The organism is Saccharopolyspora sp. NPDC050389, assembly GCF_040655595.1.
GTDB lineage: Bacteria > Actinomycetota > Actinomycetes > Mycobacteriales > Pseudonocardiaceae > Saccharopolyspora.
In genome coordinates this window covers 35,795-56,315 of the sequence record NZ_JBFAKG010000069.1, presented here as the reverse complement: position 1 = coordinate 56,315, position 20,521 = coordinate 35,795, and the positions used below count along the sequence as shown (strand labels likewise).

The following is a 20,521-nucleotide window of genomic DNA, read 5'->3' as shown; positions in this document are numbered from 1 at the left end:
CCGTGAACCCGCGGCGGTGCGGGTTGCGTGGGTGGGCTAAGCGGCTGCGCCGCTTCAAAGACAAAACGCCCGCGTTACCGCATCCGCACGTCACCGCATCCAAAACAGGCTCTATAGCAGCCCAAACTACTCACGACACCGAACCTGCTGTGACCGGGGCCAAGTGCGCTTGACGCGCCCGATTCATCGTGATCTGATTCCGGCAGCGTCGCGTGTCGGTGGCAGGCTGTGCCAGGCATGGAGGCGCGGGTTCGAAGGGTCTTCATGACCACTCTTTTCAATCACACGATCGTCGCCGCGCGCGACAAGCAGGAATCTGCCTCCTTCTTCACGGAGATGTTCGACCTCCCACCGGCGGAGCCGGACGGCCTCTTCCTCACGGTCCACCTGGACGCGGGAGTGACGCTCCAGTTCGCGGAGCCGGGCATCGAATTCTCGCCGCAGCACTACGCATTCCTGGTCGCCGAGGGAGATTTCGACGGCATCTACGCCAGGATCCAGGCGGCGGGCCTCGAACACTGGGCGGACCCGCAGAGGAAGTTCCCGCAGCAGTACAACACGAACCACGGCGGCCGTGGCGTCTACTTCTGTGACCCGTCGGGTCACTACCTGGAAGCGATCACCCAACCGTACGGCGCGGATCTGAACTGACCGAAGTGGACGGTTGCCCGCCCGGCCCTCGTGCCGGGCGGGCAACCGCGCATCTCCTGAAGCTGTTCTGGCCGTGGCTGGTAGCGTCGGGGGAGCTCCGGGCGAAGGGACTGGTTCGCGATGACCGCCAAGCACCCCGAGGTTCCGCCTGACGGCGAACGCGATCACGGCTTGCTGATCAGCGAGGAGCGGCAGCGGGATCTGCTCTCCCAGCTCGTCGAGGTCGAGCACGAGATCCACCGGGTCACCCTCGACGCGGCCTGCGACACCCCGGCCAACCGCGCCGCCGTCGAAGCCCATCTCGCCGAATTCACCGAGCTGGCCCGGCGAGCCCGTCGTGCCGTTCGCAACGCGGTCACCGTCGAAGAGCGCATCGCCCACCTCGACTTCGACGTCGACGACCAGCCCGAGCGCTGACGTCCGTCTCGCCTTATTGACCTCTAGTTTTATAGAGATTGCATGCTCCGTTCGCCTTGCCGGCCAACGGTTGGAGACGCAGTGAACTTCGGATCTCGGTGGGGTCTTCGGTGAACGCCGGAGGCGCGGGCGCGCGGCGCTCCAGCGCCAAGGTGACGCTGTTCGCGGTGCTGTTGGGTGTTCTGGTCGTGACGATGTCGATCGCGGGAAGGGCGTCGCGGTGCCGCGCATCGGCGCCGACCTGAACGCGTCAACACGAAAGCCTTGGGGCTGGAACTACCCGGCCCCAAGGCTGCTGTGCCGCGGACTGTCGGCGCGAGGTGCTAGAACCCGTCGGAAACGATCAGCGATCTGAACGGGCTTTTTTCAATGGGACGTCATCGGCGAGAAGCCAGCACCACCGAACTGCTCAGCGGCATGGCCGCCAGCGTCGCCGAGCACGCTCCCGAGGGGTGGCGGCGCGCGTGGGTGAGCGTTCACCGGGACAAGGGCGGAGCCCGCAGCAGCGTCATGCAATACGAGCTGGCTGACGGTGACTTCCGTTCCGGGGGCGCGGATCTGTTCAAGGAAGCGGGAGCGATGTTCTTCGCGACCAAGCCGCGGCCGGATCACCTGACCGTTGAGCTGGCAGTCGAGCCTATGGGCGAGTTCGAGGCGATCACCAGCCAGACACTGATCCGGACGCAGTACCAGCCGGATCGTCTCCTTCTCGTGCTCAAGCCGGATGTCCTGCCCGCGGAGCCGGGGGACGAGCAGGAAGGGCCGGCGGATCCGACGTTCGCGGGTGATCCGGACGAGGTCGTCCGGCTGTTCCGGGAGTACTTCCGGCTGCGCGCGGAGATCTTCGGCGAGGAGGAGGAAGAGGAACTGCCTCCTCCGCTGGACGAAGCGACGCGCGCAGAGTTCATGGACAACCTGGACGTCGCGCTGCCACCCGATCTGGCCGCCCTGTACGGCGTGGCCGACGGCGACGACGGCGAGGACGTCAACATCTTCGACACGCACTCGTGGGTCGACCTGGAGTTCGTGGCCGATCACCCGCACCACCGGGACGACCAGGACTGGACCGACGATCCGCTGACGGGTGCGGTGTTCGAGGCGATGCCGCCGGGGAAGGTGCGCCGGTCGATGAGCCGCGACGCGTGGATCGTGATCGGGGTCAACGAGGAAGGGGACTTCCTCGCCGTCGACATGGACCCGGGCCCCGCGGGCCATCTGGGCCAGGTGATCATCATCGGCGGCGACTACGCCGGCGCTCCCGTCTACATCGCCGACTCGGTGACGACGCTGCTGCGCCGCCAGGTGGAGGCGCTCGAACGCGGCGACTACGACCTCGACGACGATCGCCTGTACGTCAACGCCGGTTCCCCGAACAAGTGGGAGTACCTGGAGTCGTTCTCATGGGATGCCAACGACCACGGAGGCTCCCTGGTCGGGATGTCGGCGGAGGTCCAACGCCTCACGGCCCGGAAAGCCGACGGGATCGACCTGGAGCCAGCGCGCCACGCGCCCCTCTTGCGGGACGCGGTGCTGCTGGGACAAGGTTCCCTCGACCTGAGTCCGCTCCGCGACGCGCCGCTGGAGACCCTGACCCTGGAACTGGGCTCGATCGACCCGACTCCGCTGGCCGGTCACCCGGCGCTGCGCAACCTGACGCTCCGCTCGCAGAGCCCGGTAGAAACCGGTTTGCTGCCAACACTTCCGCGACTCCAGAGCCTCGACCTGACGCGTGCCGACGTGACCGACATGGAGCCGGTCACGAGGCTGGAAGGGCTGCTGTTCCTCGCCCTGCGCTACGAGCAGTGGGTGCGGTTCTGGGAACTCGGCGGAACGTTGCCGTCGCTCGCGGCGGTCGCGCTGGGAGGAAACCCCTCACCGAGCCAGATCGACGAGTGGACGGCCCACTTCACGGGATCCCTCCCAGAAGGCCACGAAAAGCACACCGGCCGGTTCGACCTGCCCGGCTGAGGAACTTCGAGACCAAAGTGGACGCAGACTTTTAGGATCGCGGATATGACTTTCATCTTCGATGTGCACACCGGCCGAGCAAAGGGCAGGAAGCTTGCCTTCACCGTGGAAGCCCTGAACGAGGAGCACACGCGGTTCCCGCGCAACCCGGAGTTCGGGCTCCAGATCATCATGGACGCCTGGTATCGATCCAGCGACTCCGGCGCCGGTCCCGTCTCGGCCGAGACGGAGGCCGAGTTCAAAGAGCTCTTCGAGATCTACTTCGGCAGGAAGGTGGCCGTCGACAATCGCGGCTACTTGCTGGACGAAGACCTCAAGGAGAGGCGCGAACCACCGGTCAAAGCGAGGGACTTATACGGCGACGAGCTGAACCCGACGAGCGGAGGGTTCTACGAGAACGGGATCCGTTACTTCCAACGCGCACCCAAAGCCGCCGAATTCGCACAGCGAACTTCGGAAGTCGTCACGTCCTTCGAGCTGAGCGGCGAAGATTGGCCTTACGCCTCCTTCGATCTAGAGGTGAGCGATGAACGCTACCTGGAGCACATGACCAAGAAGACGTGGTTCAGAACGGCCTTCACCGGCCACCTTCCCGAACGACCGTGGTGACGGCGGCGAAAGCCGGACCGGCCTGCTCTTCGCCCCCGATGCCGTGCGTCCCTCCCAATGCGGCGTCGAGCCTGCGGGCCGGGAGGTGCTTCGCCTCCGAAGCACCTCCCGGCCACCCCAACAATGCTCCCAGCGATTTACCGGTTGATGGCGGCGCGCAGGGCTGCTGTGAGCCACGCGAACACTGGTGCCAGGCTCGGCGGAACGGGCCACCCGTTGATGATCGACAGGAGTTGCCAGTAGTGCTCCGTGCGCGGATCGCCGGCGACCTCCAGTCGTGCCAACATCCAGCGGCGCAGGTCGGCGTCGTCGGTGCGGCCGAAGACCTCGGCGTAGCACGCGGTCAGGCCGTCGACGATCGGCGCCGCCTCGGCGGAGTCCGGGGCGATACCGGTGCTGAGGGCCTTGCCGACGGTGTCGCGGACCGTTTCGGTGAGCTCGTGGTGCAAACCGGTGGTGTCGCCTTGGGCGCGCTCCGCTGCTTGGTGTTCGGCCATCCGGCGCACGGCGGCGCGGAAGTCCTGGTCCTGGGTGAGTTCGGCGAGCTCCACCCAGGCCTCAACCTGATCGGGTTCGGGGTCGTCCGGCAGGTCAGGCATGGCCGAGCGCATCAGGTCGACGAACTCGGGATTGGCGTTCAGGCCGCCGAAGGTGTCGTCGATGAAGTCGTTGATGAGGCGTCGCCGCTCCTCGTCGGAGAGTCTTGCGAGCTTGTGCATGAGATCCATTTCTTCGGAGGTGGAACCCAGCTTGGCCACTGCTCGCAGCACCGCGCGCCGAAGCCGGAGCGTGCGGATCTGCACCTCCAGGGCGTCGGCGTGCGCCGCCGCGACCTCGGGAACCGAGATCTCCCGATCCACCACCTGCCGGACGGTGGCGAGATCGAGTCCCAGCTCGCGCAGTGTCCGCACCAGATCCAGGCGCGCCAGCGCATTGAGGTCGTATAGCCGGTAGCCAGCAGGACTGCGGTCGGTCGGCGGCACGATCCCGGTGTCGGAGTAGAACCTGATGGCCTTCACCGTCAGCCCGGTCCGCCGGGCCAGATCACCGATCGTGTAGAGCATGTCGCCGTCCATGCACCCAACCTCGTACCTCCCCTTGCCGGAGGCTCAAGTCCATTTTCCAGCAGTGGTCGCTACCTGGCTGGATGCTGGGCGCAAGCGTGGATGCACCTACTCGGGCGCCGTCAGGCCTCATCTGGCGACGTACCTGAGCGATACCGGATCTCGTCGAACGGCCAGTGCGACGACAGCCAAGCGCTCACGGCATCGTGCAGCGGGACATCCAGTTCTCCGCGGTCCGCCCGCACCCACGAACGCACCTCCGTGACCTCCTGGTTCGAGTGCGACGGGTAGATGTACACGCACCCGATCACCCGGCCGCCGTTGTCGAGAACGGTGTAGGCGAAGCCCGCCCGCTTCGCGAAGTCATCGGCATGGCGCTTCAGGTCGCGAAGATTCTCCGCAAGGCTCATGCCGCCAGGCGGCGGCCACCCACGCTCCCGGAAGCCTGGAGTGGCGCGGATGTGCTCGATGCTCGACATCCACGCCTCGTGATCGGCTTCGTTGTGCTGCGGACCCAACGGCTCCAAGCGGAAGCCATCGCCGGAGAGGCCCTGAGGTACTGCGAAGTCGTCGGGAACGAATGCACGCACAGACATGCCGAGAGGCTATCGAGGCGGAGCGGAAATCGTGCTGAGGTGAACGGACCGTTCGTTCCGGTAGACGGGACGAACGGTCCGTTCACCTCGGCAACCGCAGCGCTGGACGTCGCGCCTAGAGCGGGCGTGGTGCGTCGAACTTCTGGCGGACCTCCTCGGCCACGCCGGGGTTTCCGGCGGCTTCGATCAGCTTGGCGAAGCGGTGGGCCGTCAGGGCGCGCACCGGGTTGTCCCCGTACAGGCCGATCCTGTCCAGGACCACGCCGACGTGGTCGCTGGTGGTCCTGTTCCCGTGCATGAGCTTCTGGTAGACCCCGTACAGAATCGCGCCGAACAGCGGCACCGTGACCCAGGCCGGCCATCCCAGCAGCAGGCCCAGCAGGAGCGGGACGCCGGCCGCCAGCGTCAGGCCGCCGTACAGGATCCGGTTTTCCTTGCTCATCGAACGGCCTCCTCAGGCACGTGGTCGAACACGTAGTCGGTCGAGTGCAGGCCCTGCGCCATGTCTATCAGCTGGGACAGCCGGACGAAGACATCGGCGCGTCCACTCGTGGTCCGGCTCCAATCGCGCGCGAGGACGTGCAACGAACCGAGCAGGTGGAGGTGCTGGCTCGCCGCATCCACCAGGATGCCGAGCAGCAGATCGTGCGGCGCGGTCCGGCCGGCGGCGTCGAACCAGTGGCAGACGCGCTGCACGACGAGGTCCGGGCGGGCGAGCATGGCCGCACGCCAGCAGAACGCCAGCTGGGAGCGGATCGTGTGATCTGCCGCGAGCGGCTGCGAACGCATGCTGGAGTCGGCCAGCCGCAGCGGATCCGCGATGGCGAGGAACAGGAAGTGATCGGCGGGCCACGGCTGCTGCTTCGCCAGGCCCGTCGTGAGCCTGTCGAGCAGCAGCCGCAGCAGTATCGGATCGCGCGAGGTCAGCTCGATGAGCGCCTGGTACGCAGTCGGGTTGCCAGTGCCGTCTTCGCGGCGGGCCCGGTGGTGCAGCCGGACCAGAGCTTGTTCCGGGTAGGTCGGTGCGATCACCTCGGCACACACGTCCACCAGGATCTGCCCGACGTCATAGGGGAGGTCGTTGCGCCGCGACCACTCGTACACCAGGCGCCGGAAGAAGTAACCGTGGCGCTCGTTCCTCAGGCCCGTCAGGAGAGCTAGCACCCCGTAGTCACGCAGTGGGTTCGACGCTCCGTTCTGTCTGGGAAAGACCCACCGGTCGATCAGCCACTTCACGTGGCCGGGCGAGTTGGTGCGCAGCGCCTGCTCCACGAACCGGTCCACCAGGTTCTCGCGGTCCCGTCTGGTGAACTGCTCGATGCGGATGATGTCGTCCACCCACCGGCAGAACGGCTCCCGGAGATCCGGGTAGTTGTCCCAGAAGTGCTCGCGCAACGCCCGGTCGTAGCTGCGCAGGCTGAACTCGATCCGGTTGTTCGGCGCGACGTCGATGCTCAGGTCGCCGAGCTGGGTGCGATAGCCCTCCTGCTCCATCCGGGGCTGCTCGCGCCCGTCGAGGCTCAACGCGCTCACCAGGCGGTGGGAGGCGAAGAACACCGCGTCGCTCGACGCTCCACGGCACATCGCAGCGGCGAGCAGCACCGTGCGTTGCCGCCCGCCGTGCACCTTGCTGAGCTGCTGCGCCACCTCGTTGCTGCGGTCGATCCGGGCGGAAACCGCTTCGCTGAGCCATGTCGAGACGTCGCCGCCGCGGTTCGTGTCCCGGGCGAGCGTGACCATGTGCGCGAGGTTGGCGATCTCCGACATCGGTGCGGACAGGCTGCGTGCGAGTTCTTCCGAGGCCAGTTGCTGGTCGGAGGGGAAGATCGACTCCTGTTCCAGGTGCCATCGCAGCACCGAGGCACCGCGCGGCCGGTCGATCCTGGCCTCGAACTGCGCCAGGTCCGAATCCAGTTGGTGCTTGCGGGAATCGGGCACGACGACGGCGATATAGCCGTTGCACTGTTGGAGGATCGTGCGGAACGAGAGGAGATCTCGTTGCCGGGCATGGAACACGTCCTCGCCGGTTTCCGAGAGGTCGAGTACGAACAGGTGGCCCGGCTGGACCTTCAACTTGTCCAGGCCCGGGTTCTGCGTGCGCGCCTCGTCGTCGAGCACGGTGAAGGGGGTGTGGTCGTCGGCGAGCTCGTTCAGGAGCATCTTCGCCGCCGTGCGCCGACCGCTTCCCGGCGGCCCGGTGAGCACGACGGTGCGGGATTTCCGCAACATGTCCCGCGCAGCACCGAAGTTCTGCGGCGGCTCGAACCGGCTCTTGAGCCAACGCAGGTCGCCCTTCAGCGTCAACCGCGGCCCGCGAGCCTGCTGCTGGACGCTCTCGTGGATCGTGTAGTAGACGGGGTTGACGTTCAGGTCGCCGGAACCAGTGTGGATCTGGCTGTCCTGCGTTTCGTGGAATTCGTTGCTGGTTTCGGTCACCGGTCTTCACCTCGGTCCCGCTTCGAGCCGAAATTCTGGCGGATTCGGCCGGAATTCTTGTGGTGGGCCCCGTCGCCGAAGGAGACGTGCAGGTCGCCAGTGCCGGTGTGGATCTGGCTGTCCCGTGTGTCGTGGAACGTCGTGCTGGTGATCGACCCGCCGCTCACGTTGCCGGCCTGGATGAGGTTTCCGACCTGGCCGTTGTTGGAGTTGTGCACGCCGCTGCTCGAAGGCGCTTTCGCCCACCGGTCCGCGAGATCCGGCACCAGGTCGAGGAGCTCGGCGGCGATCCGATCGAGGTCGTCCCCGGCGCTTCCGGTGTCGTAGGTGAGGGACTGGAGGTCGGCGAGCGATGTCAGAGCACGTGGCAGGTCGGCGGCCACCAGCCGAGGCATTTTCCGTCCACATAGGACCGGAATGATCCGGGCGCCGCTGCGCTTGGCGTTCAGGATTTCCTTGCGGGTCCAGTCGTCCTTGTTCTCAAGTGCGGGATTTCCGTCCCGATCACGAGCATCGAGCCACTTCGGCCCGATCAGCGCAAGCAGCACGCGTGCGCTGGAGGACGCCGTCGACAGCTCGGTGCGGAAGTTCTCGCCGGGGCGGATGGACTTGCTGGCGCGGAACACCCGCTCGCGGCCGAACCGCCCCGACAGGTACTGCTCGATCGCGACCGCGGCATGTTCGCAATCCCCGGTGCGGTAGTTGATGAAGATTTCAGGCATAGGAGTACCTCACTTCTGTGGAAATGGCGGATTCTCAGGCGGTCTGGTTGTGCAGCGCGGCGACCAGCCGGGGTTGGAGCTCACGAACCGAGGGCGCGGTGTGGAACCGCGAGAGCACGCGGGCCACGCGCCGGAGATCGGTGCCGATGGTGGCGGAACTGACGGTGTCGACCATCCCGAGGACCTGCCCGAGCAAGGCGCAGGCGTGGTCGACGTCGCCCGCCGTGGCGTGCGCGAGGGCGCGGCGGACGCCGTAGCGCGCTTGGGAACGAAGGGCGTGCGGCGGAACTCGTTCGACTTCCCGGTCGAGGATCAGCACCGCATCCCGTGGACGCCCCAGGTCGTGAAGACACCACCCCGAGACCATCGCGACGGGATCGGTCAGGTTCGACGTGCCGAGTACCGGTCCGGCTTCGGGTTGGGCCGCGCTGAGCAGGTCGCGAGCTCGGTCGAGGCTCCGCATACAGGCGTCGTAGTCGCCGGCCAGCGCGTGGCCCTGTGCCTCGCGCTGCGCGGCGAGTCCGCGAATTCGGGCCGACGTCGCGGTCCGCTGGGCTTGCTGAGCGAGGCCGATCGTCTCCCGTGCGTCTTCTTGGTACAGCGTGACCAGTGCCCGGCGGACCAGGGAGTATGCGGCCAGCGACCGGTCCTGTCCCGCGTCCGCGAGCTCCACGGCGCGGTCGGTCCACCACAGGGCGGCCGCGTTGTCACCCGACTCCTGAGCCATCCAGCCTGCGAACTCGGCGTACCGCGCGCCGAGCACCAGAAGTTCCGCACTCGCTGCGGGTTTGGCGCGAGTGGCGAGTTCGCGGAGGGTGTGGGTTTGCGCGATGAGCGCGGGCAGCACCACCGATGGGCTCGCCGTTTGCCCCAGCCTGCGGAACTGGTCGAACATGGTGCGGAACGTCGAGACCGTGCCGGCCTCGGCGATCGCGTGACCGCCGCCCATCCCGAAGGCGAGCACCGAGGCCGCGCCCGCCGCCAGCACCTGCCGCCGGTCCATCGGCCGGAACCAGCTCTTCCCGCCTGAATCGAGACTCATCAACCACACCTCACCGTCGCCGTTCACCTCGGGCAGCGGCGCTTCGGAAGACCGCGCGGGAACCAGGCCCGCGAGTTCTCCACCGGCTTCGAGGATCGAATCGCAACGCCGGGCGAAATCCGGTGTCGGCCGTTTCCCGCCGGTTTCGATCTTGCTGACGTAGCCCTTGCTGTAATGCAGCAGCGCGGCCATTCGAGTGAGCGAAAGACCGGCCGCGGTGCGCAGTCTTCGAAGCTCTGCCCCGAACAGTGTGGGCTGTTCAGTCACATCGTCCTCCGGGTTTCCCGTTGCCCGGTTCAGCGGGCGACGGGAAACGGCTGTTGGTCCCGACCGGTTTTCGCGCACGGTGAAACGTGCAGGTCCGGCGACTGGGAGGCCGGACCAACGGCAGACCTTAGGAGAAGAGATGATCAAGGACGAGCTCGTCCGAGAATCGATACCCGAACAGCGCAATGCGTCCCTGGCGAGGTCGCTCGGACGGGTGATGCTCGCATTCGTGTTCACCGCCGCGCTGCTGTGGGCGGCGATCGTGCTCGCCGGCATCGCCCTTTCCGGTGTTGAGCTGTTCGCCTTGGTGCTGGTGCTCTCCGCCGCATTCATCGCAGTCCTCGACGCCTGGAGGGAAATCCGGTCGCACGCGGCTGCGCGCCGCTCGCCCGAGGATTGTGGCGGAGATCTGGATTCCCGAGTCGGGAAATAGAGCTGTTTCCCGTTTCCCGTTGGAGAAGGCAACGGGAAACGGTGCTTCAGCGGATCATTCCGGAAGTGCGCGCGTCATCCCGCTCCTCGGTGCAGGACGTCGGTAAGGCTAGGGCACGTGCGTGTTTTGGGCTGCTATAGAGCCTGTTTTGGATGTGGTGACGTGCGGATGTGGTAGCGCGGGCGTTTTGTCTTTGAAGCGGCGCAGCCGCTTAGCCCACCCACGCAACCGGCACCGCCGCGGGTTCACGGTGCCCACCCCTCCGGGGTTCTCCCAGCGAGGACAGCCCCGACGTGGTGAATTGGCATTCACGATGTCGGGGATCCCACAGCGAGAAGACCGCGGTGACTCCCGCAGGGGGGCCGCCACCCGCACCGCCACGCAGATTGAGTTTGGAAACAGCCTCTATAGCGACGCAAAGCACTCACGAGCCTCCAGCTGCGATGGGATCAGCTGGTGGTGGTGAGGCGGAACTCCAGGAGGCAGCGCTGATCGGTCAGGTCGGTCACGGTGTCGAGGGCCAGTCCGTGGGCCGAGGCGAGGGTTTGGAACTCGTCTATCCGGCGTTCGCGGCCGCCGAAGATCACGAGCATGGCCAGGTCGAACTCGGTTTCGGCGCGTCGCCCGCCTACCGGTTCGATCACCAGAACGCGGCCATCCGGGTGGGTGGCTTCAACGCAACGGTCGAGAATCCGGTGCGCGTGCTCGTCATCCCAGTCGTGCAGGATGTCGCACAACAGATAGGCATCCGCCCCTTCTGGAAGAGGGTCGAAGAAGCTACGCGCGGTCATTCGGGTCCGGTCCTCGACATGGTGTGCGCTGAAGGTGCGGCCGGCCTCGGTCGCGGTGGGTTCGAGATCGACCAGCTGGCCGCGGATCCGCGGATGGGCCGCCAGAATCGCGGCGAGAAGAGTGCCGTGACCGCCGCCGACGTCGACGATGGTGGCGAAGCGGGCCCAGTCGTAGCCTGCGACGATCTGCGGGACCTGTTCGCGGAATCGATGTGTCATTTGCTGGTCGAACGACTCGCGCAGGTGAGGATCTTGGGTGAGGTCGGCCCAGAAATCCTGCCCGTAGCGGCGTGAGTAGGCGGCGCGGCCGGTGGTGATGCTGTGCAGGAGTTCGACGAACGCCAGCTCGGCGCGGCCGCCGGCCATGCCCAGGTGCAGGAAGTTGGTCAGGCCGTTGTCAGCGTCGCTGCAGAGGGTCGCTCCGTAGTCGGTGGTCCGGTAGCCGGTGGCCGAATGCTCGATGATCCCGAGGCTCGCAAGGTGGCCCAGCAGCAGTTCGAGCGCCACCGGTGACACATTGAGCTCGTTTGCGACTTGCTCAACGGCGGCGCCGTTACCACGCAGTCGGTCCGGCAGGCCCAGGGTTACCGCGACACGCAGCGCCATCGGTGTGGCCAAGCCAGCCAGGTTTCGGATCGCGGCGATGTTGTTCTCGTTCACGTAGTTCGACGGTGGCATGCCCGTCAACCGAATATCTGCGGAACAGGGCGGTTCGCCCCGGCCCGCAAGCCGGCTCCTCGATTACTCGGGCGGGCGCCGGGCGGCCAGTTGCAGGATTCGGTCGGCCGCTGCCGCGTCGGTGATGAGGGTGGTGACGATGCCCGAGCGGAGGACCGCGTCGATCGCTTCCGCCTTCGGTTCGGTGTAGCCGAGGGCGATCACCTCCGGGACCCTGCGCAGCTGTTCATGGGTGATCGCCAGGACGTGGTGGGCCAGGCCTGTCGACAGGGCGTTGCCGTTCTCGTCGAACAGGCGGGCCGCGATCTCCGCCGTTGCTCCTCGCCGGCCGATCGAGTCACGTTCGCTCGGCGTCAGCGCGTCGTACACCGTCGATTCGCCCGGTTGCCAGGCGCCGATGCTCACCACCGCCTTGGTCAGGTGCTGGAACTGGTCGAAGGTTTCCGCGATGCCCGGCTGCTTGCGCAGGATGTCGGTGGTCCGCCGATCCGGTAGCACCAGCGGGCCGTAGATCGGGTAGGCGTCGCCGCCGCCGGCCGCCGCGACCCGGCCCACCGTCTCCACGGATCGGTCGCGCATGTCCATGCCCGCCTGCACTCCGCACAGTTGCACGATCGGGCACTTCGGGAGCGATCCGACGGCCTCGGCCATGGCGTTCACCGAACGCGCCCAGGCCAGGCCGATCACGTCGTCCGGGGTCGCGAGCTCGGTCAGCAGCTGCGCCGCCAGCGAGCCGATCCGGCGGCGCAGCTCCGGCCGGTCGGCCTTCGACTCCGCTCGATTGAGCACCAGGACCCGACGGAGCCCGTAGGCGGCGCGGACCTCGTCCGACATCGGCAGGTCCACCGGCACCGGCAGGTCGAACTCGATCCGGATCAGGCCGGTTTCCTGCGCTGCGGTCAGGATGCGAGCCACCTTGAAGCGGCTGATCTCGAACTCCTCGGCGATCTCCAGCTTGGATCGGCCTTGGACGTAGAACCGGTGCGCGATTGACGCTGCGGTGATCGTGTCGGTCGTCCGAACCCTTTTGGTGCTCACATGAGCACGATAGCTCGAAATCTGGCCGAAAGGTTGACGTAACTCGGCATGAAGTCCTTGAATGCTCCGCGTATTGCGGGACGCCCGCAGTGAGATGCGCTCATATGAGCAGACCGGAATGGAGTGTCATGCGCGCCGCGATCATCGATCAGCCCGGTTCGATCAGGGTTGGCGACGTGCCGGATCCGAAACCGGGCGACGGGCAGCTGGTCATCAAGGTCGGTGCGTGCGGGATCTGCGGCACGGACCTGCACATCGCCGACGGCCACTTCCCGCCCACGCCTTACCCGATCGTGCCGGGGCACGAGTTCGCCGGCGAGGTCGTCGAGATCGGCGCGGACGTGCCGGGGGACTGGAAGGCCGGCGACCGGGTCGCGGTGGATCCCTCGCTGTTCTGCGGGTACTGCACGCCCTGCCGCTCCGGCCACGGCAACCTGTGCGCGAACTGGAACGCCACCGGCGACACCGTCGACGGCGCGTTCGCCGAGTTCGTCGCCGTCCCGGCGGCCACCTGCTACCGGATGCCGGACGAGATGACCTGGCAGCAGGGCGCGCTGGTCGAGCCGGTGTCGTGCGCGGTGCACGGCGTCCGGCAGATCGGCGTCGAAGCAGGCGAGCGGTTCCTCGTGGTGGGCGCGGGCACGATGGGGCTGCTGATGCAGCAGCTGCTCCAGCGCGGCGGCGCGCACGTCACGGTGGTCGACCGCAACGAGGCGCGGCTGAGCCGGGCCACCCAGCTCGGCGCGGTCGCGGTGAGCACCGATGTCGCCGAGCTCGACGAGCGGTTCGACGCCGCGGTCGACTGCACCGGCGCCGCTCCCGCGATCGAGGCGGCCTTCGACTCGCTGCGCCGCGGCGGCCGGTTGCTGGTGTTCGGCGTCGCCCCGGAAGAAGCTCGCGTGTCGCTTTCGCCGTTCCGGATCTACAACGACGAGATCAAGATCGTCGGCTCCATGGCGGTGCTGAACAGCTTCGGCGCCGCGCTGAACCTGGTGGCCTCCGGCGCGATCGACACCGCGGCGCTGCTCACCGACACCCTGCCGCTGGAGGAATTCCCCGCGGCGCTCGACCTGATGCGCAGCGGTGCCGGGCTGAAGGTCCAGGTGCTGCCGGGAGGCGTTGATGCATAGCCGAATAAAGAAGCTCGCGCTGCTCGCGTGCGCCGCGCTGCTCACGCTCACCGGCTGCGCCGGAGCCGGCGCGCTGGGCTCCGGCGGGCGGACGCTGGTCGTCGCGATCGTGTCGAACCCGCAGATGGAAGACGCGATCGCGCTGTCGGACCAGTTCGAGCGGGACAACCCCGGCATCAAGCTGAAGTTCGTGCAGCTGCCCGAGAACCAGGCGCGCGCCAAGATCACCGCGTCCACCGCCACCGAGGGCGGCGAGTTCGACGTGGTGATGATCAGCAACTACGAGACCCCGCAGTGGGCGGCCAACGGCTGGCTGGAGAACCTGCAGCCCTACATCGAGAACAGCGAGGGCTACGACCCGGACGACTTCATCCCGAGCATCCGGGACTCGCTGTCCCACCAGGGATCGATGTACGCGGTGCCGTTCTACGGCGAGTCGTCCTTCCTCGCCTACCGAAAGGACCTGTTCGAGCAGGCCGGGCTGACCATGCCGGAACGCCCGACCTGGCAGCAGATCGCCGACTTCGCGGCGAAGCTCGACAACAAGGCCGCGGGCGTGTCCGGCATCTGCCTGCGCGGCAAGCCGGGCTGGGGCGAGAGCCTGGCGCCGTTCAGCACCGTCGCGAACACCTTCGGTGCCCGCTGGTTCGACGAGAACTGGAACGCGCAGCTGACCTCGCCGGAGTTCCGGTCCGCCGCCGAGTTCTACGTGAACCTGGTGCGGCAGCACGGCGAGGTCGGCGCGTCCAGCGCGGGCTTCTCCGAATGCGGCACGCGCTACGGGCAGGGGCAGGCGGCGATGTGGTACGACGCCACGGTCATGGCCGGCACCAACGAGGACCCGGAGAGCAGCGAGGTCGTCGGCAAGTCCGGCTACGTCGCGGCCCCGGTCGAGCGCACCGGCAGCAGCGGCTGGCTCTACACCTGGTCGCTGGCCATGCCGAAGGTCGCCGAGGACAAGGACGCCGCCTGGCGGTTCATGCGCTGGATGACCGACAAGGAGTTCGTGCGCAACGTCGGCAACACCTTCGGCTGGAACCGGGTTCCGCCCGGCTGCCGCCTGTCGACGTACCAGATCCCCGAGTACCAGCAGGCCGCCCAGGCCTACGCACCGGCCACTTTGGACGGAATCGACCGCGCCCAGCAGAGCAACGCCATGCTGCGGCCGGTGCCGTACCCGGGAATCCAGTTCGTCGGCATCCCGGAGTTCCAGGACCTCGGCACGCGCGTCAGCCAGCAGCTCTCCGCCGCCATCGCGGGGCAGATCACGGTCGACGAGGCGCTCCAGCAGTCGCAGGAGTACGCCGAGTCGGTCGGCGCGGCATACCGGGAGACCCGATGACCCAGACCGCCACGACACCCGTCACGATTCCCGACCAGGTGCGCAAGCCGGTCGGCAAGTGGTCCGGCACCGCATGGCTGCGCCGGGCCCCGCTGCTGCCCGCGCTGCTGTTCACGATCCTGGTCACGCAGATCCCGTTCGTGCTGACCGTGTTCTACTCGTTCCAGTCCTGGAACCTGGTGCGGCCGGGCTCCCGGCACTTCGTCGGGCTGCGCAACTACGTCGACGTGTTCGCCGACAGCCAGTTCCGCGGCGCGATGCTGAACACCGTGCTGCTGACCGTGGTCTGCGTGCTGGTGGCGATGCTGCTCGGACTCGGGCTGGCGTTGCTGCTGGACCGGCAGTTCGTCGGTCGCGGCGTGGTCCGCACGCTGCTCATCACGCCGTTCCTGATCCTCCCGGCGGCCGGTGCGCTGCTGTGGAAGACGACGATGTTCGACCCGAGCTACGGCCTGCTGAACTTCGTCTTCGGCGGCGACACCGACTGGCTGTCGGAGTTCCCGCTGACCTCGGTCATGGCGCAGATCGTCTGGCAGTGGACGCCGTTCATGATGCTGCTGATCCTCGCGGGCCTGCAGGGGCAGTCCAAGGAAGTGCTCGAAGCCGCGGCGGTCGACGGCGCGGGCCGGTGGCGCATCTTCGCGTCGATCACCCTGCCGCAGCTGACCCGCTACCTGCAGCTGGCGATCCTGCTCGGCGCGATCTACATCGTGAACAGCTTCGACGCGATCTTCCTGATGACGCAGGGCGGCCCGGGCACCGCCAGCACGAACCTGCCCTACTACATCTACCAGCGCGCCTTCGAAGGCTTCGACATCGGGCAGTCCTCGGCGATGGGCGTCATCGTCGTCGTGCTGACACTGATCGTGGCGACGTTCGCGCTGCGCTTGATGTTCCGGACCTTCGGCGTGAGCGAGGTGCGATGATGCGTGCCGGAAATCCGGCCGGCCGGTGGGCGCTGACCGCGTTCACCTGGCTGGTCGCCATCCTGTTCGTCTTCCCGCTGCTGTGGATGGTGCTCACGGCGTTCAAGCAGGAGGCCGACGCCTACACCGACCCGCCGCGGCTGGTGTTCACCCCGACGCTGGACCAGTTCGCCGGTGTCCTGGAACGCGGTTTCCTGCCGTACCTGGGCAACTCCGCGTTCGTCACGGTCATGTCGACGCTGCTGGTGCTCCTGATGGCGGTCCCGGCGGCCTACGCGCTGTCGATCGCCGCAGTACCGGGCACCCGGGACGCGCTCGGGTTCTTCCTGTCCACCAAGATGCTGCCGGTCGTCGCGGCGATCATCCCGATGTACGTGATCTCGCAGAACCTGAAGCTGCTGGACAACGTCTGGGCGCTGGTCATCCTCTACACGGCGATGAACCTGCCGCTGGCGATCTGGATGATGCGCTCGTTCTTCCTGGAAGTGCCGAAGGAGATGGTGGAGGCGGGCCGGGTGGACGGCGCGAAGCTGCCGACACTGCTGTTCAAGGTGATCCTGCCGGTGGTCGCACCTGGCATCGCGGCCACGGCGCTGATCTGCGTGATCTTCTCCTGGACGGAGTTCTTCTACGCGGTGAACCTGACGGCGGCGCAGGCGGGCACGGTGCCGGTGTTCCTGGTCGGCTTCATCACCAGCGAGGGCCTGTACTGGGCGCAGCTGTCGGCGGCGGCCCTGCTGGCGTCGCTACCGGTGATGATCATCGGCTGGATAGCCCAGAACCACCTGGTCCGAGGCCTGTCCATGGGCGCAGTGAAGTAAGCACCCCAGATCCCTCCCCCTGCCGCGCAACCCCCTCGCGGCAGGGGGAGTTCTCTTTGCGGGGCGGCGTCGGATTGCCGGCCATTCCGGAGTCCGGAATTACTTCCCAGGGAAGTGAGTTCCGGGCTCCGGTTCGTTGCAGTGGCCGTCGACGCTGGGGCACCGCACATCTTGCGGAATTGCCTCGTCAAACACACCCGACAGGGTTGAGTGGGAAGAAAGCGAAGGCGATCACGTCACTTGTCATGGCAGATCTCCGGCGGATGGTGGGAAGGTTGGGCTTCCTAGCTTCGTGCGGGTGCATGTGGAGGTGGGGTGCACGTGTCGTCGTGGGAGAAGAGGCGGGCCCGTCGCGATGCGATCTCGGCCGCGGAGAACCTGCTGACCGGGAGCGTCGCAGGTCCCGTGGTCCAGGCGGGCAGCGTGAGCGGCGGGATTCACTTCCACCAGTTCGCCTCCGCCGAACCTGTGATTCCACGCCAGTTGCCGACGCCGCCCGCGTACTTCACCAACCGGGACAGCGAGCTCACGGCATTGGAGCAGACGTACACGTCGAGCCGTGATCGCGGCGGTCTCGCCGTGCTGTCCGGGCTGGGCGGGGTGGGCAAGACCGCGGTGGCCCTCCGGTGGATGTACTCGGCTCAGGAACGCTTCGCCGATGGTCAGTTCTACGCGGATCTGGCCGCCGGGGACGGCGGGGAGCCCGCTGCGCCGGGAGCGGTACTGGGTGGTTGGCTTCGGGCGCTCGGCGTCCCGGCGGAGGCCGTGCCGGCCGACCTCGAACAGCGGGCGGCCTGGTGGCGATCCTTGGTCGCGGACAAAGCGATAGGAATTCTGCTGGACAACGCATGGACCGCTGCGCAGGTTCGCACCGTGCTGCCCGCGTCACCGCGAAGCATGGTGCTGGTCACGGCTCGTCGGCAGTTGGCTTCCCTGCGGATGGACGGCGCGCAGCTGGTGTTCGTGCCCCCGCTCAGCACCGGGGACGGGGTTCGGCTGCTGGACAGGACCATCGGCGACGACAGGGTGCGGTCCGCTGAGACCGAGGCCGGCCGGCTGGTCGATCTGTGCGGCGGTCTGCCGATCGCGCTCTCCGTCATGGGGGCGCGAATGGCTTCCCGGCCACGTTACGGCGTGGCGCAGGCAGTGGCCGAGCTGCAGCACGAACGCGGTCGGTTGCGGATTCTCTCGCGGGAAGAGGAGGTCTCGGTGAGCTCGGTGTTCGACTTGTCCTACAACGGATTGCCCGCGGAAGCACGTCGCACATACCGGACCTTGGGCATGCATCCTGGTCGGGAGATGAGCATCGAGACGGTGCTCGCGGCGACGGATCTTCCGCCGGCGGTGCTCGACGAGCACCTCGATGCTCTGCTGGAGGCCCACCTGCTCGAAGAGGTGAACGTGGGCCGTTACCGCCTGCACGACCTGCTCCGGTTGCACGCTGGAGAACGCGCCCGTGAGGAGGACTCCTCCGAGGACAGGTCGACTGCGCTGCTTCGCATCATCGAGAGCTACATCCGCAGCGCGGAAGGCGCATGCCGGCTCCTCACCCCGCACCTGCGAGGAGCCGAATACTCCTTCACCCATCCGGAAGTCGCTGGGAAGGTGTTCGAGGAACGTGCCGCCGCGCTGGCCTGGTTGGAGGCCGAGTGCGCCAACATGATCAGCTGCATCCGGACGGCTGTCGACCGCCGGTGGTGGGCTGCGGCGTGGTACCTGGCATACGTCATGTGGCCGCTCTTCCGCTATGCGGGCCACCACCAGGAGCGATTGGTCGTCGATGAGCTCGCCGTGCGGTCGGCGAAGGAGCTGGGCGACTTGAAGTGGGAGGGCCGGGCGACACGGAGGCTCGCGTTGCTGCACAACTTGAGAGGGCAGCGCGCGGAGGCCGATGAACTGCTTCATCGATGCTTCGAGGTGTTCAGCGAGCTCGGTGACGAGTACGGGGTGGCGAACACGAGGGATGCTCAGTCGGTGATCGCACTCGCCGCTGGAGATCACCAGCGGGCCGTGAGCTTCGCCGAGCAGGCTCACGCGGGCTTCGCCGCGTTGGGCAGGGAACGCAAGGCGATCCTGTCGTTGCTCGTCGTCGGCCAGGCTAAGGTCGCTTCAGCTGCTACCGGTGAGGGGATCGCGCTGTTACGCGAGGCGCAGCGCGAACTCGCGACATCTCGTGAATCCGACCCGTACAACGCCGCTCGCGCGGAGCTCGTCCTAGGCGAAGCGCTGGTCCGGGCCGGTGACACCGCTGAGGCTGAAACCTGGCTGGCGGCCGGGGAAACGGCGATGCAAACCATCGGCTCCGTCGAGGGGAAGGCGTTCGCCCATCAGGTGTGGGCCGACTTCCACTGGTCCGGAGGCGATGCCGCAGCGGCAGAGGAGCACTTGGCGGCGGCAATCCGTCACTTCGACCACCAAGGCGATGCCGCCGCCGATGTGCTGCGCCGACGCCTCACGGACTGGCGGGCGCAGGCTGAGTCCGGTCCCACCGGGAGAGCTTGACCCGCACCGGATTCCGCGACCGCAAGTTCGCCAGGTCGGCTTCGCCGAGGAGCACCCCGGACGGGAACCGGTGCCCGATGCGCCAGCCGGCGTAGACGACGGCGTCGGACAATGCCTCGACCGGATTGCCGGTCGCCAACCAGCTGTGCAGGAACGAAGCGAAGAGCGAATCCCCGGCGCTCGAGGTGTTGCACACCCCGAGCGGAGCCACCGCGTCGGCTTGGACCAGGCGCCCATCTCGTAACCCGAGCAGACAGCCGCGGCCACCTCTGCTCACCGCTGTCAGCAGGCAACCCGGGTAGCGTCGGAACACCTGCGCTATCCATTCCTCGGCCGGGCACGGCAACCGCTCGTGGCTGCAGAACACGATGTCGGCCACTTCGAGCCACGGCCCGTAGCGGTCATCGTCGATGTCGGCGATCACGTTGACGTCGACGGCGATCGGCACACCTTGCAGCACCGCGGCAGGAAGCAGGGGTCGGGTGAAGTCGGTACTGGTCAGGACCGCGAGGTCGGCACCCCGCACGGCGTCCTGGAACGTCTCGACGGGGTACTGGACCGCAGCGATGCTCGTCATGTGGGAGTAGACGACCCGGTCGCCGCTGGGAGCGACCAACACCACCGCCAGCGCGGACGAAGCGCCCTCGACGACCTCCGGTCCGTTGAGGTTCCTGTCGTCCAGCTCTCGGCGGATCAGCGCTCCGGTCCGGTCTCCGCCCACCACGGTGCACAGCGAGACGTCGTCGCCGAGCCCGGAGAGGATCGTCGCGATGTGCCCGCCCGCGCCGCCGACACCGGACTCCAGCCAGCGCGGGTACCAAGGCCCTTCCCTCGTGATGCGCGTCGGATCCTGCACGCCGACGTTGATCGCGAGACTGGCGACCCCGGCGACTACGATCTTGTTGACCATGATTCCTCCGCTTGTCGCTCGTCGGCTGGGAACGTGGCCGACGAACCCAACATTGGCGGGGCGGACTTGACGATCCGGTTTCGGTGAACTGGCCGATCCGGTCGAATCGGCAGCTGGGCAGGCCGTCGCCCGTTCCGTCGGGCATGCGATGACTTCGCGCCGGCATTGGAATGTTCCG

20 protein-coding genes are annotated in these 20,521 nt (G+C 67.3%); 11 read left to right on the top strand and 9 right to left on the bottom strand.

What is annotated here, in order from left to right:
• Positions 1-264: 264 nt before the first annotated feature.
• The 5 genes from AB0I53_RS34650 (at position 265) to AB0I53_RS34630 (ending at position 3,645) form a co-directional block, all read left to right on the top strand.
• Positions 265-651 (top strand): VOC family protein, encoded by a 387-nt coding sequence (locus tag AB0I53_RS34650; RefSeq protein ID WP_358612650.1) that lies wholly within the window; start codon positions 265-267, stop codon positions 649-651.
• A gap of 120 nt (positions 652-771) precedes the next feature.
• Positions 772-1,068, top strand: a complete 297-nt coding sequence (locus AB0I53_RS34645; RefSeq protein WP_358612648.1) for a hypothetical protein — start codon at positions 772-774, stop codon at positions 1,066-1,068.
• 110 nt (positions 1,069-1,178) lie between these two features.
• A complete protein-coding gene (locus AB0I53_RS34640; protein WP_358612646.1) occupies positions 1,179-1,313 on the top strand; it encodes a hypothetical protein in 135 nt (44 codons plus the stop codon).
• 124 nt (positions 1,314-1,437) lie between these two features.
• Positions 1,438-3,036 carry an SMI1/KNR4 family protein gene (locus AB0I53_RS34635; RefSeq protein ID WP_358612644.1) on the top strand — a complete coding sequence of 533 codons (1,599 nt, stop codon included), beginning with the start codon at positions 1,438-1,440 and terminating at the stop codon, positions 3,034-3,036.
• Positions 3,037-3,081: 45 nt separating this feature from the next.
• Entirely contained in the window at positions 3,082-3,645 is a 564-nt protein-coding gene (locus AB0I53_RS34630) for a hypothetical protein (RefSeq protein WP_358612642.1), read from the top strand.
• A 137-nt stretch (positions 3,646-3,782) separates the two neighbouring features.
• On the opposite strand, the gene AB0I53_RS34625 is transcribed toward AB0I53_RS34630, so the two are convergent.
• The 6 genes from AB0I53_RS34625 to AB0I53_RS34600 all read right to left on the bottom strand — a co-directional run bounded on the left by AB0I53_RS34625 (position 3,783) and on the right by AB0I53_RS34600 (position 9,697).
• A complete protein-coding gene (locus tag AB0I53_RS34625) occupies positions 3,783-4,721 on the bottom strand; it encodes a MerR family transcriptional regulator (RefSeq protein ID WP_358612640.1) in 939 nt (312 codons plus the stop codon).
• A gap of 110 nt (positions 4,722-4,831) precedes the next feature.
• Positions 4,832-5,305: an N-acetyltransferase gene (locus tag AB0I53_RS34620; RefSeq protein WP_358612638.1), complete on the bottom strand. Its 474-nt coding sequence runs from the start codon at positions 5,303-5,305 to the stop codon at positions 4,832-4,834.
• A 115-nt stretch (positions 5,306-5,420) separates the two neighbouring features.
• Positions 5,421-5,747 carry a hypothetical protein gene (locus tag AB0I53_RS34615; protein ID WP_358612636.1) on the bottom strand — a complete coding sequence of 109 codons (327 nt, stop codon included), beginning with the start codon at positions 5,745-5,747 and terminating at the stop codon, positions 5,421-5,423.
• Positions 5,744-7,741 carry a hypothetical protein gene (locus AB0I53_RS34610; RefSeq protein WP_358612634.1) on the bottom strand — a complete coding sequence of 666 codons (1,998 nt, stop codon included), beginning with the start codon at positions 7,739-7,741 and terminating at the stop codon, positions 5,744-5,746. Before AB0I53_RS34610 ends, AB0I53_RS34615 begins: the two co-directional genes overlap by 4 nt.
• Positions 7,738-8,463 carry a toll/interleukin-1 receptor domain-containing protein gene (locus AB0I53_RS34605; protein ID WP_358501788.1) on the bottom strand — a complete coding sequence of 242 codons (726 nt, stop codon included), beginning with the start codon at positions 8,461-8,463 and terminating at the stop codon, positions 7,738-7,740. Before AB0I53_RS34605 ends, AB0I53_RS34610 begins: the two co-directional genes overlap by 4 nt.
• 34 nt (positions 8,464-8,497) lie before the next feature.
• Positions 8,498-9,697, bottom strand: a complete 1,200-nt coding sequence (locus tag AB0I53_RS34600) for a helix-turn-helix domain-containing protein (RefSeq protein ID WP_358612632.1) — start codon at positions 9,695-9,697, stop codon at positions 8,498-8,500.
• Between the two features lie 214 nt (positions 9,698-9,911).
• Between AB0I53_RS34600 and AB0I53_RS34595 the strand changes: the two genes are divergently transcribed.
• On the top strand, positions 9,912-10,205 hold the full coding sequence (locus tag AB0I53_RS34595) for a hypothetical protein (RefSeq protein ID WP_358612631.1): 294 nt from the start codon (positions 9,912-9,914) through the stop codon (positions 10,203-10,205).
• 449 nt (positions 10,206-10,654) lie between these two features.
• Here the strand turns inward: AB0I53_RS34595 and AB0I53_RS34590 are convergent, their stop codons facing one another.
• Together AB0I53_RS34590 and AB0I53_RS34585 are read right to left on the bottom strand one after the other, a co-directional pair.
• A complete protein-coding gene (locus AB0I53_RS34590) occupies positions 10,655-11,674 on the bottom strand; it encodes a methyltransferase (RefSeq protein ID WP_358612629.1) in 1,020 nt (339 codons plus the stop codon).
• Positions 11,675-11,737: 63 nt separating this feature from the next.
• Positions 11,738-12,712, bottom strand: a complete 975-nt coding sequence (locus AB0I53_RS34585; RefSeq protein ID WP_358612627.1) for a sugar-binding domain-containing protein — start codon at positions 12,710-12,712, stop codon at positions 11,738-11,740.
• Positions 12,713-12,840: 128 nt separating this feature from the next.
• Here AB0I53_RS34585 and AB0I53_RS34580 point away from each other — a divergent pair, with 128 nt between their 5' ends.
• The 5 genes from AB0I53_RS34580 (at position 12,841) to AB0I53_RS34560 (ending at position 19,433) form a co-directional block, all read left to right on the top strand.
• Positions 12,841-13,842 (top strand): zinc-dependent alcohol dehydrogenase family protein, encoded by a 1,002-nt coding sequence (locus AB0I53_RS34580; RefSeq protein WP_358612625.1) that lies wholly within the window; start codon positions 12,841-12,843, stop codon positions 13,840-13,842.
• Positions 13,835-15,184 carry a sugar ABC transporter substrate-binding protein gene (locus tag AB0I53_RS34575; protein ID WP_358612623.1) on the top strand — a complete coding sequence of 450 codons (1,350 nt, stop codon included), beginning with the start codon at positions 13,835-13,837 and terminating at the stop codon, positions 15,182-15,184. Before AB0I53_RS34580 ends, AB0I53_RS34575 begins: the two co-directional genes overlap by 8 nt.
• Positions 15,181-16,110, top strand: coding sequence for a sugar ABC transporter permease (locus AB0I53_RS34570; RefSeq protein WP_358612621.1), 930 nt, complete (start codon positions 15,181-15,183; stop codon positions 16,108-16,110). Before AB0I53_RS34575 ends, AB0I53_RS34570 begins: the two co-directional genes overlap by 4 nt.
• Positions 16,107-16,931 carry a carbohydrate ABC transporter permease gene (locus tag AB0I53_RS34565; protein WP_358612619.1) on the top strand — a complete coding sequence of 275 codons (825 nt, stop codon included), beginning with the start codon at positions 16,107-16,109 and terminating at the stop codon, positions 16,929-16,931. Before AB0I53_RS34570 ends, AB0I53_RS34565 begins: the two co-directional genes overlap by 4 nt.
• Positions 16,932-17,252: 321 nt before the next feature.
• Entirely contained in the window at positions 17,253-19,433 is a 2,181-nt protein-coding gene (locus tag AB0I53_RS34560; RefSeq protein ID WP_358612617.1) for an NB-ARC domain-containing protein, read from the top strand.
• Here the strand turns inward: AB0I53_RS34560 and AB0I53_RS34555 are convergent.
• Positions 19,384-20,343, bottom strand: a complete 960-nt coding sequence (locus AB0I53_RS34555) for a carbohydrate kinase family protein (protein WP_358612615.1) — start codon at positions 20,341-20,343, stop codon at positions 19,384-19,386. The two genes, AB0I53_RS34560 and AB0I53_RS34555, sit on opposite strands and share 50 nt — an antisense overlap.
• Between the last annotated feature and the right edge of the window lie 178 nt (positions 20,344-20,521).

What these genes read in the sequence shown, in the direction of transcription:
- AB0I53_RS34600 (WP_358612632.1), bottom strand. Translation starts at nt 9,697, where the DNA reads ATGGCCGCGCTGCTGCATTACAGCAAGGGCTACGTCAGCAAGATCGAA.
- AB0I53_RS34580 (WP_358612625.1), top strand. Translation starts at nt 12,841, where the DNA reads ATGCGCGCCGCGATCATCGATCAGCCCGGTTCGATCAGGGTTGGCGAC.
- AB0I53_RS34590 (WP_358612629.1), bottom strand. Translation starts at nt 11,674, where the DNA reads ATGCCACCGTCGAACTACGTGAACGAGAACAACATCGCCGCGATCCGA.
- AB0I53_RS34635 (WP_358612644.1), top strand. Translation starts at nt 1,438, where the DNA reads ATGGGACGTCATCGGCGAGAAGCCAGCACCACCGAACTGCTCAGCGGC.
- AB0I53_RS34555 (WP_358612615.1), bottom strand. Translation starts at nt 20,343, where the DNA reads ATGGTCAACAAGATCGTAGTCGCCGGGGTCGCCAGTCTCGCGATCAAC.
- AB0I53_RS34565 (WP_358612619.1), top strand. Translation starts at nt 16,107, where the DNA reads ATGATGCGTGCCGGAAATCCGGCCGGCCGGTGGGCGCTGACCGCGTTC.
- AB0I53_RS34625 (WP_358612640.1), bottom strand. Translation starts at nt 4,721, where the DNA reads ATGGACGGCGACATGCTCTACACGATCGGTGATCTGGCCCGGCGGACC.
- AB0I53_RS34630 (WP_358612642.1), top strand. Translation starts at nt 3,082, where the DNA reads ATGACTTTCATCTTCGATGTGCACACCGGCCGAGCAAAGGGCAGGAAG.
- AB0I53_RS34615 (WP_358612636.1), bottom strand. Translation starts at nt 5,747, where the DNA reads ATGAGCAAGGAAAACCGGATCCTGTACGGCGGCCTGACGCTGGCGGCC.
- AB0I53_RS34595 (WP_358612631.1), top strand. Translation starts at nt 9,912, where the DNA reads ATGATCAAGGACGAGCTCGTCCGAGAATCGATACCCGAACAGCGCAAT.
- AB0I53_RS34575 (WP_358612623.1), top strand. Translation starts at nt 13,835, where the DNA reads ATGCATAGCCGAATAAAGAAGCTCGCGCTGCTCGCGTGCGCCGCGCTG.
- AB0I53_RS34650 (WP_358612650.1), top strand. Translation starts at nt 265, where the DNA reads ATGACCACTCTTTTCAATCACACGATCGTCGCCGCGCGCGACAAGCAG.
- AB0I53_RS34605 (WP_358501788.1), bottom strand. Translation starts at nt 8,463, where the DNA reads ATGCCTGAAATCTTCATCAACTACCGCACCGGGGATTGCGAACATGCC.
- AB0I53_RS34620 (WP_358612638.1), bottom strand. Translation starts at nt 5,305, where the DNA reads ATGTCTGTGCGTGCATTCGTTCCCGACGACTTCGCAGTACCTCAGGGC.
- AB0I53_RS34570 (WP_358612621.1), top strand. Translation starts at nt 15,181, where the DNA reads ATGACCCAGACCGCCACGACACCCGTCACGATTCCCGACCAGGTGCGC.
- AB0I53_RS34645 (WP_358612648.1), top strand. Translation starts at nt 772, where the DNA reads ATGACCGCCAAGCACCCCGAGGTTCCGCCTGACGGCGAACGCGATCAC.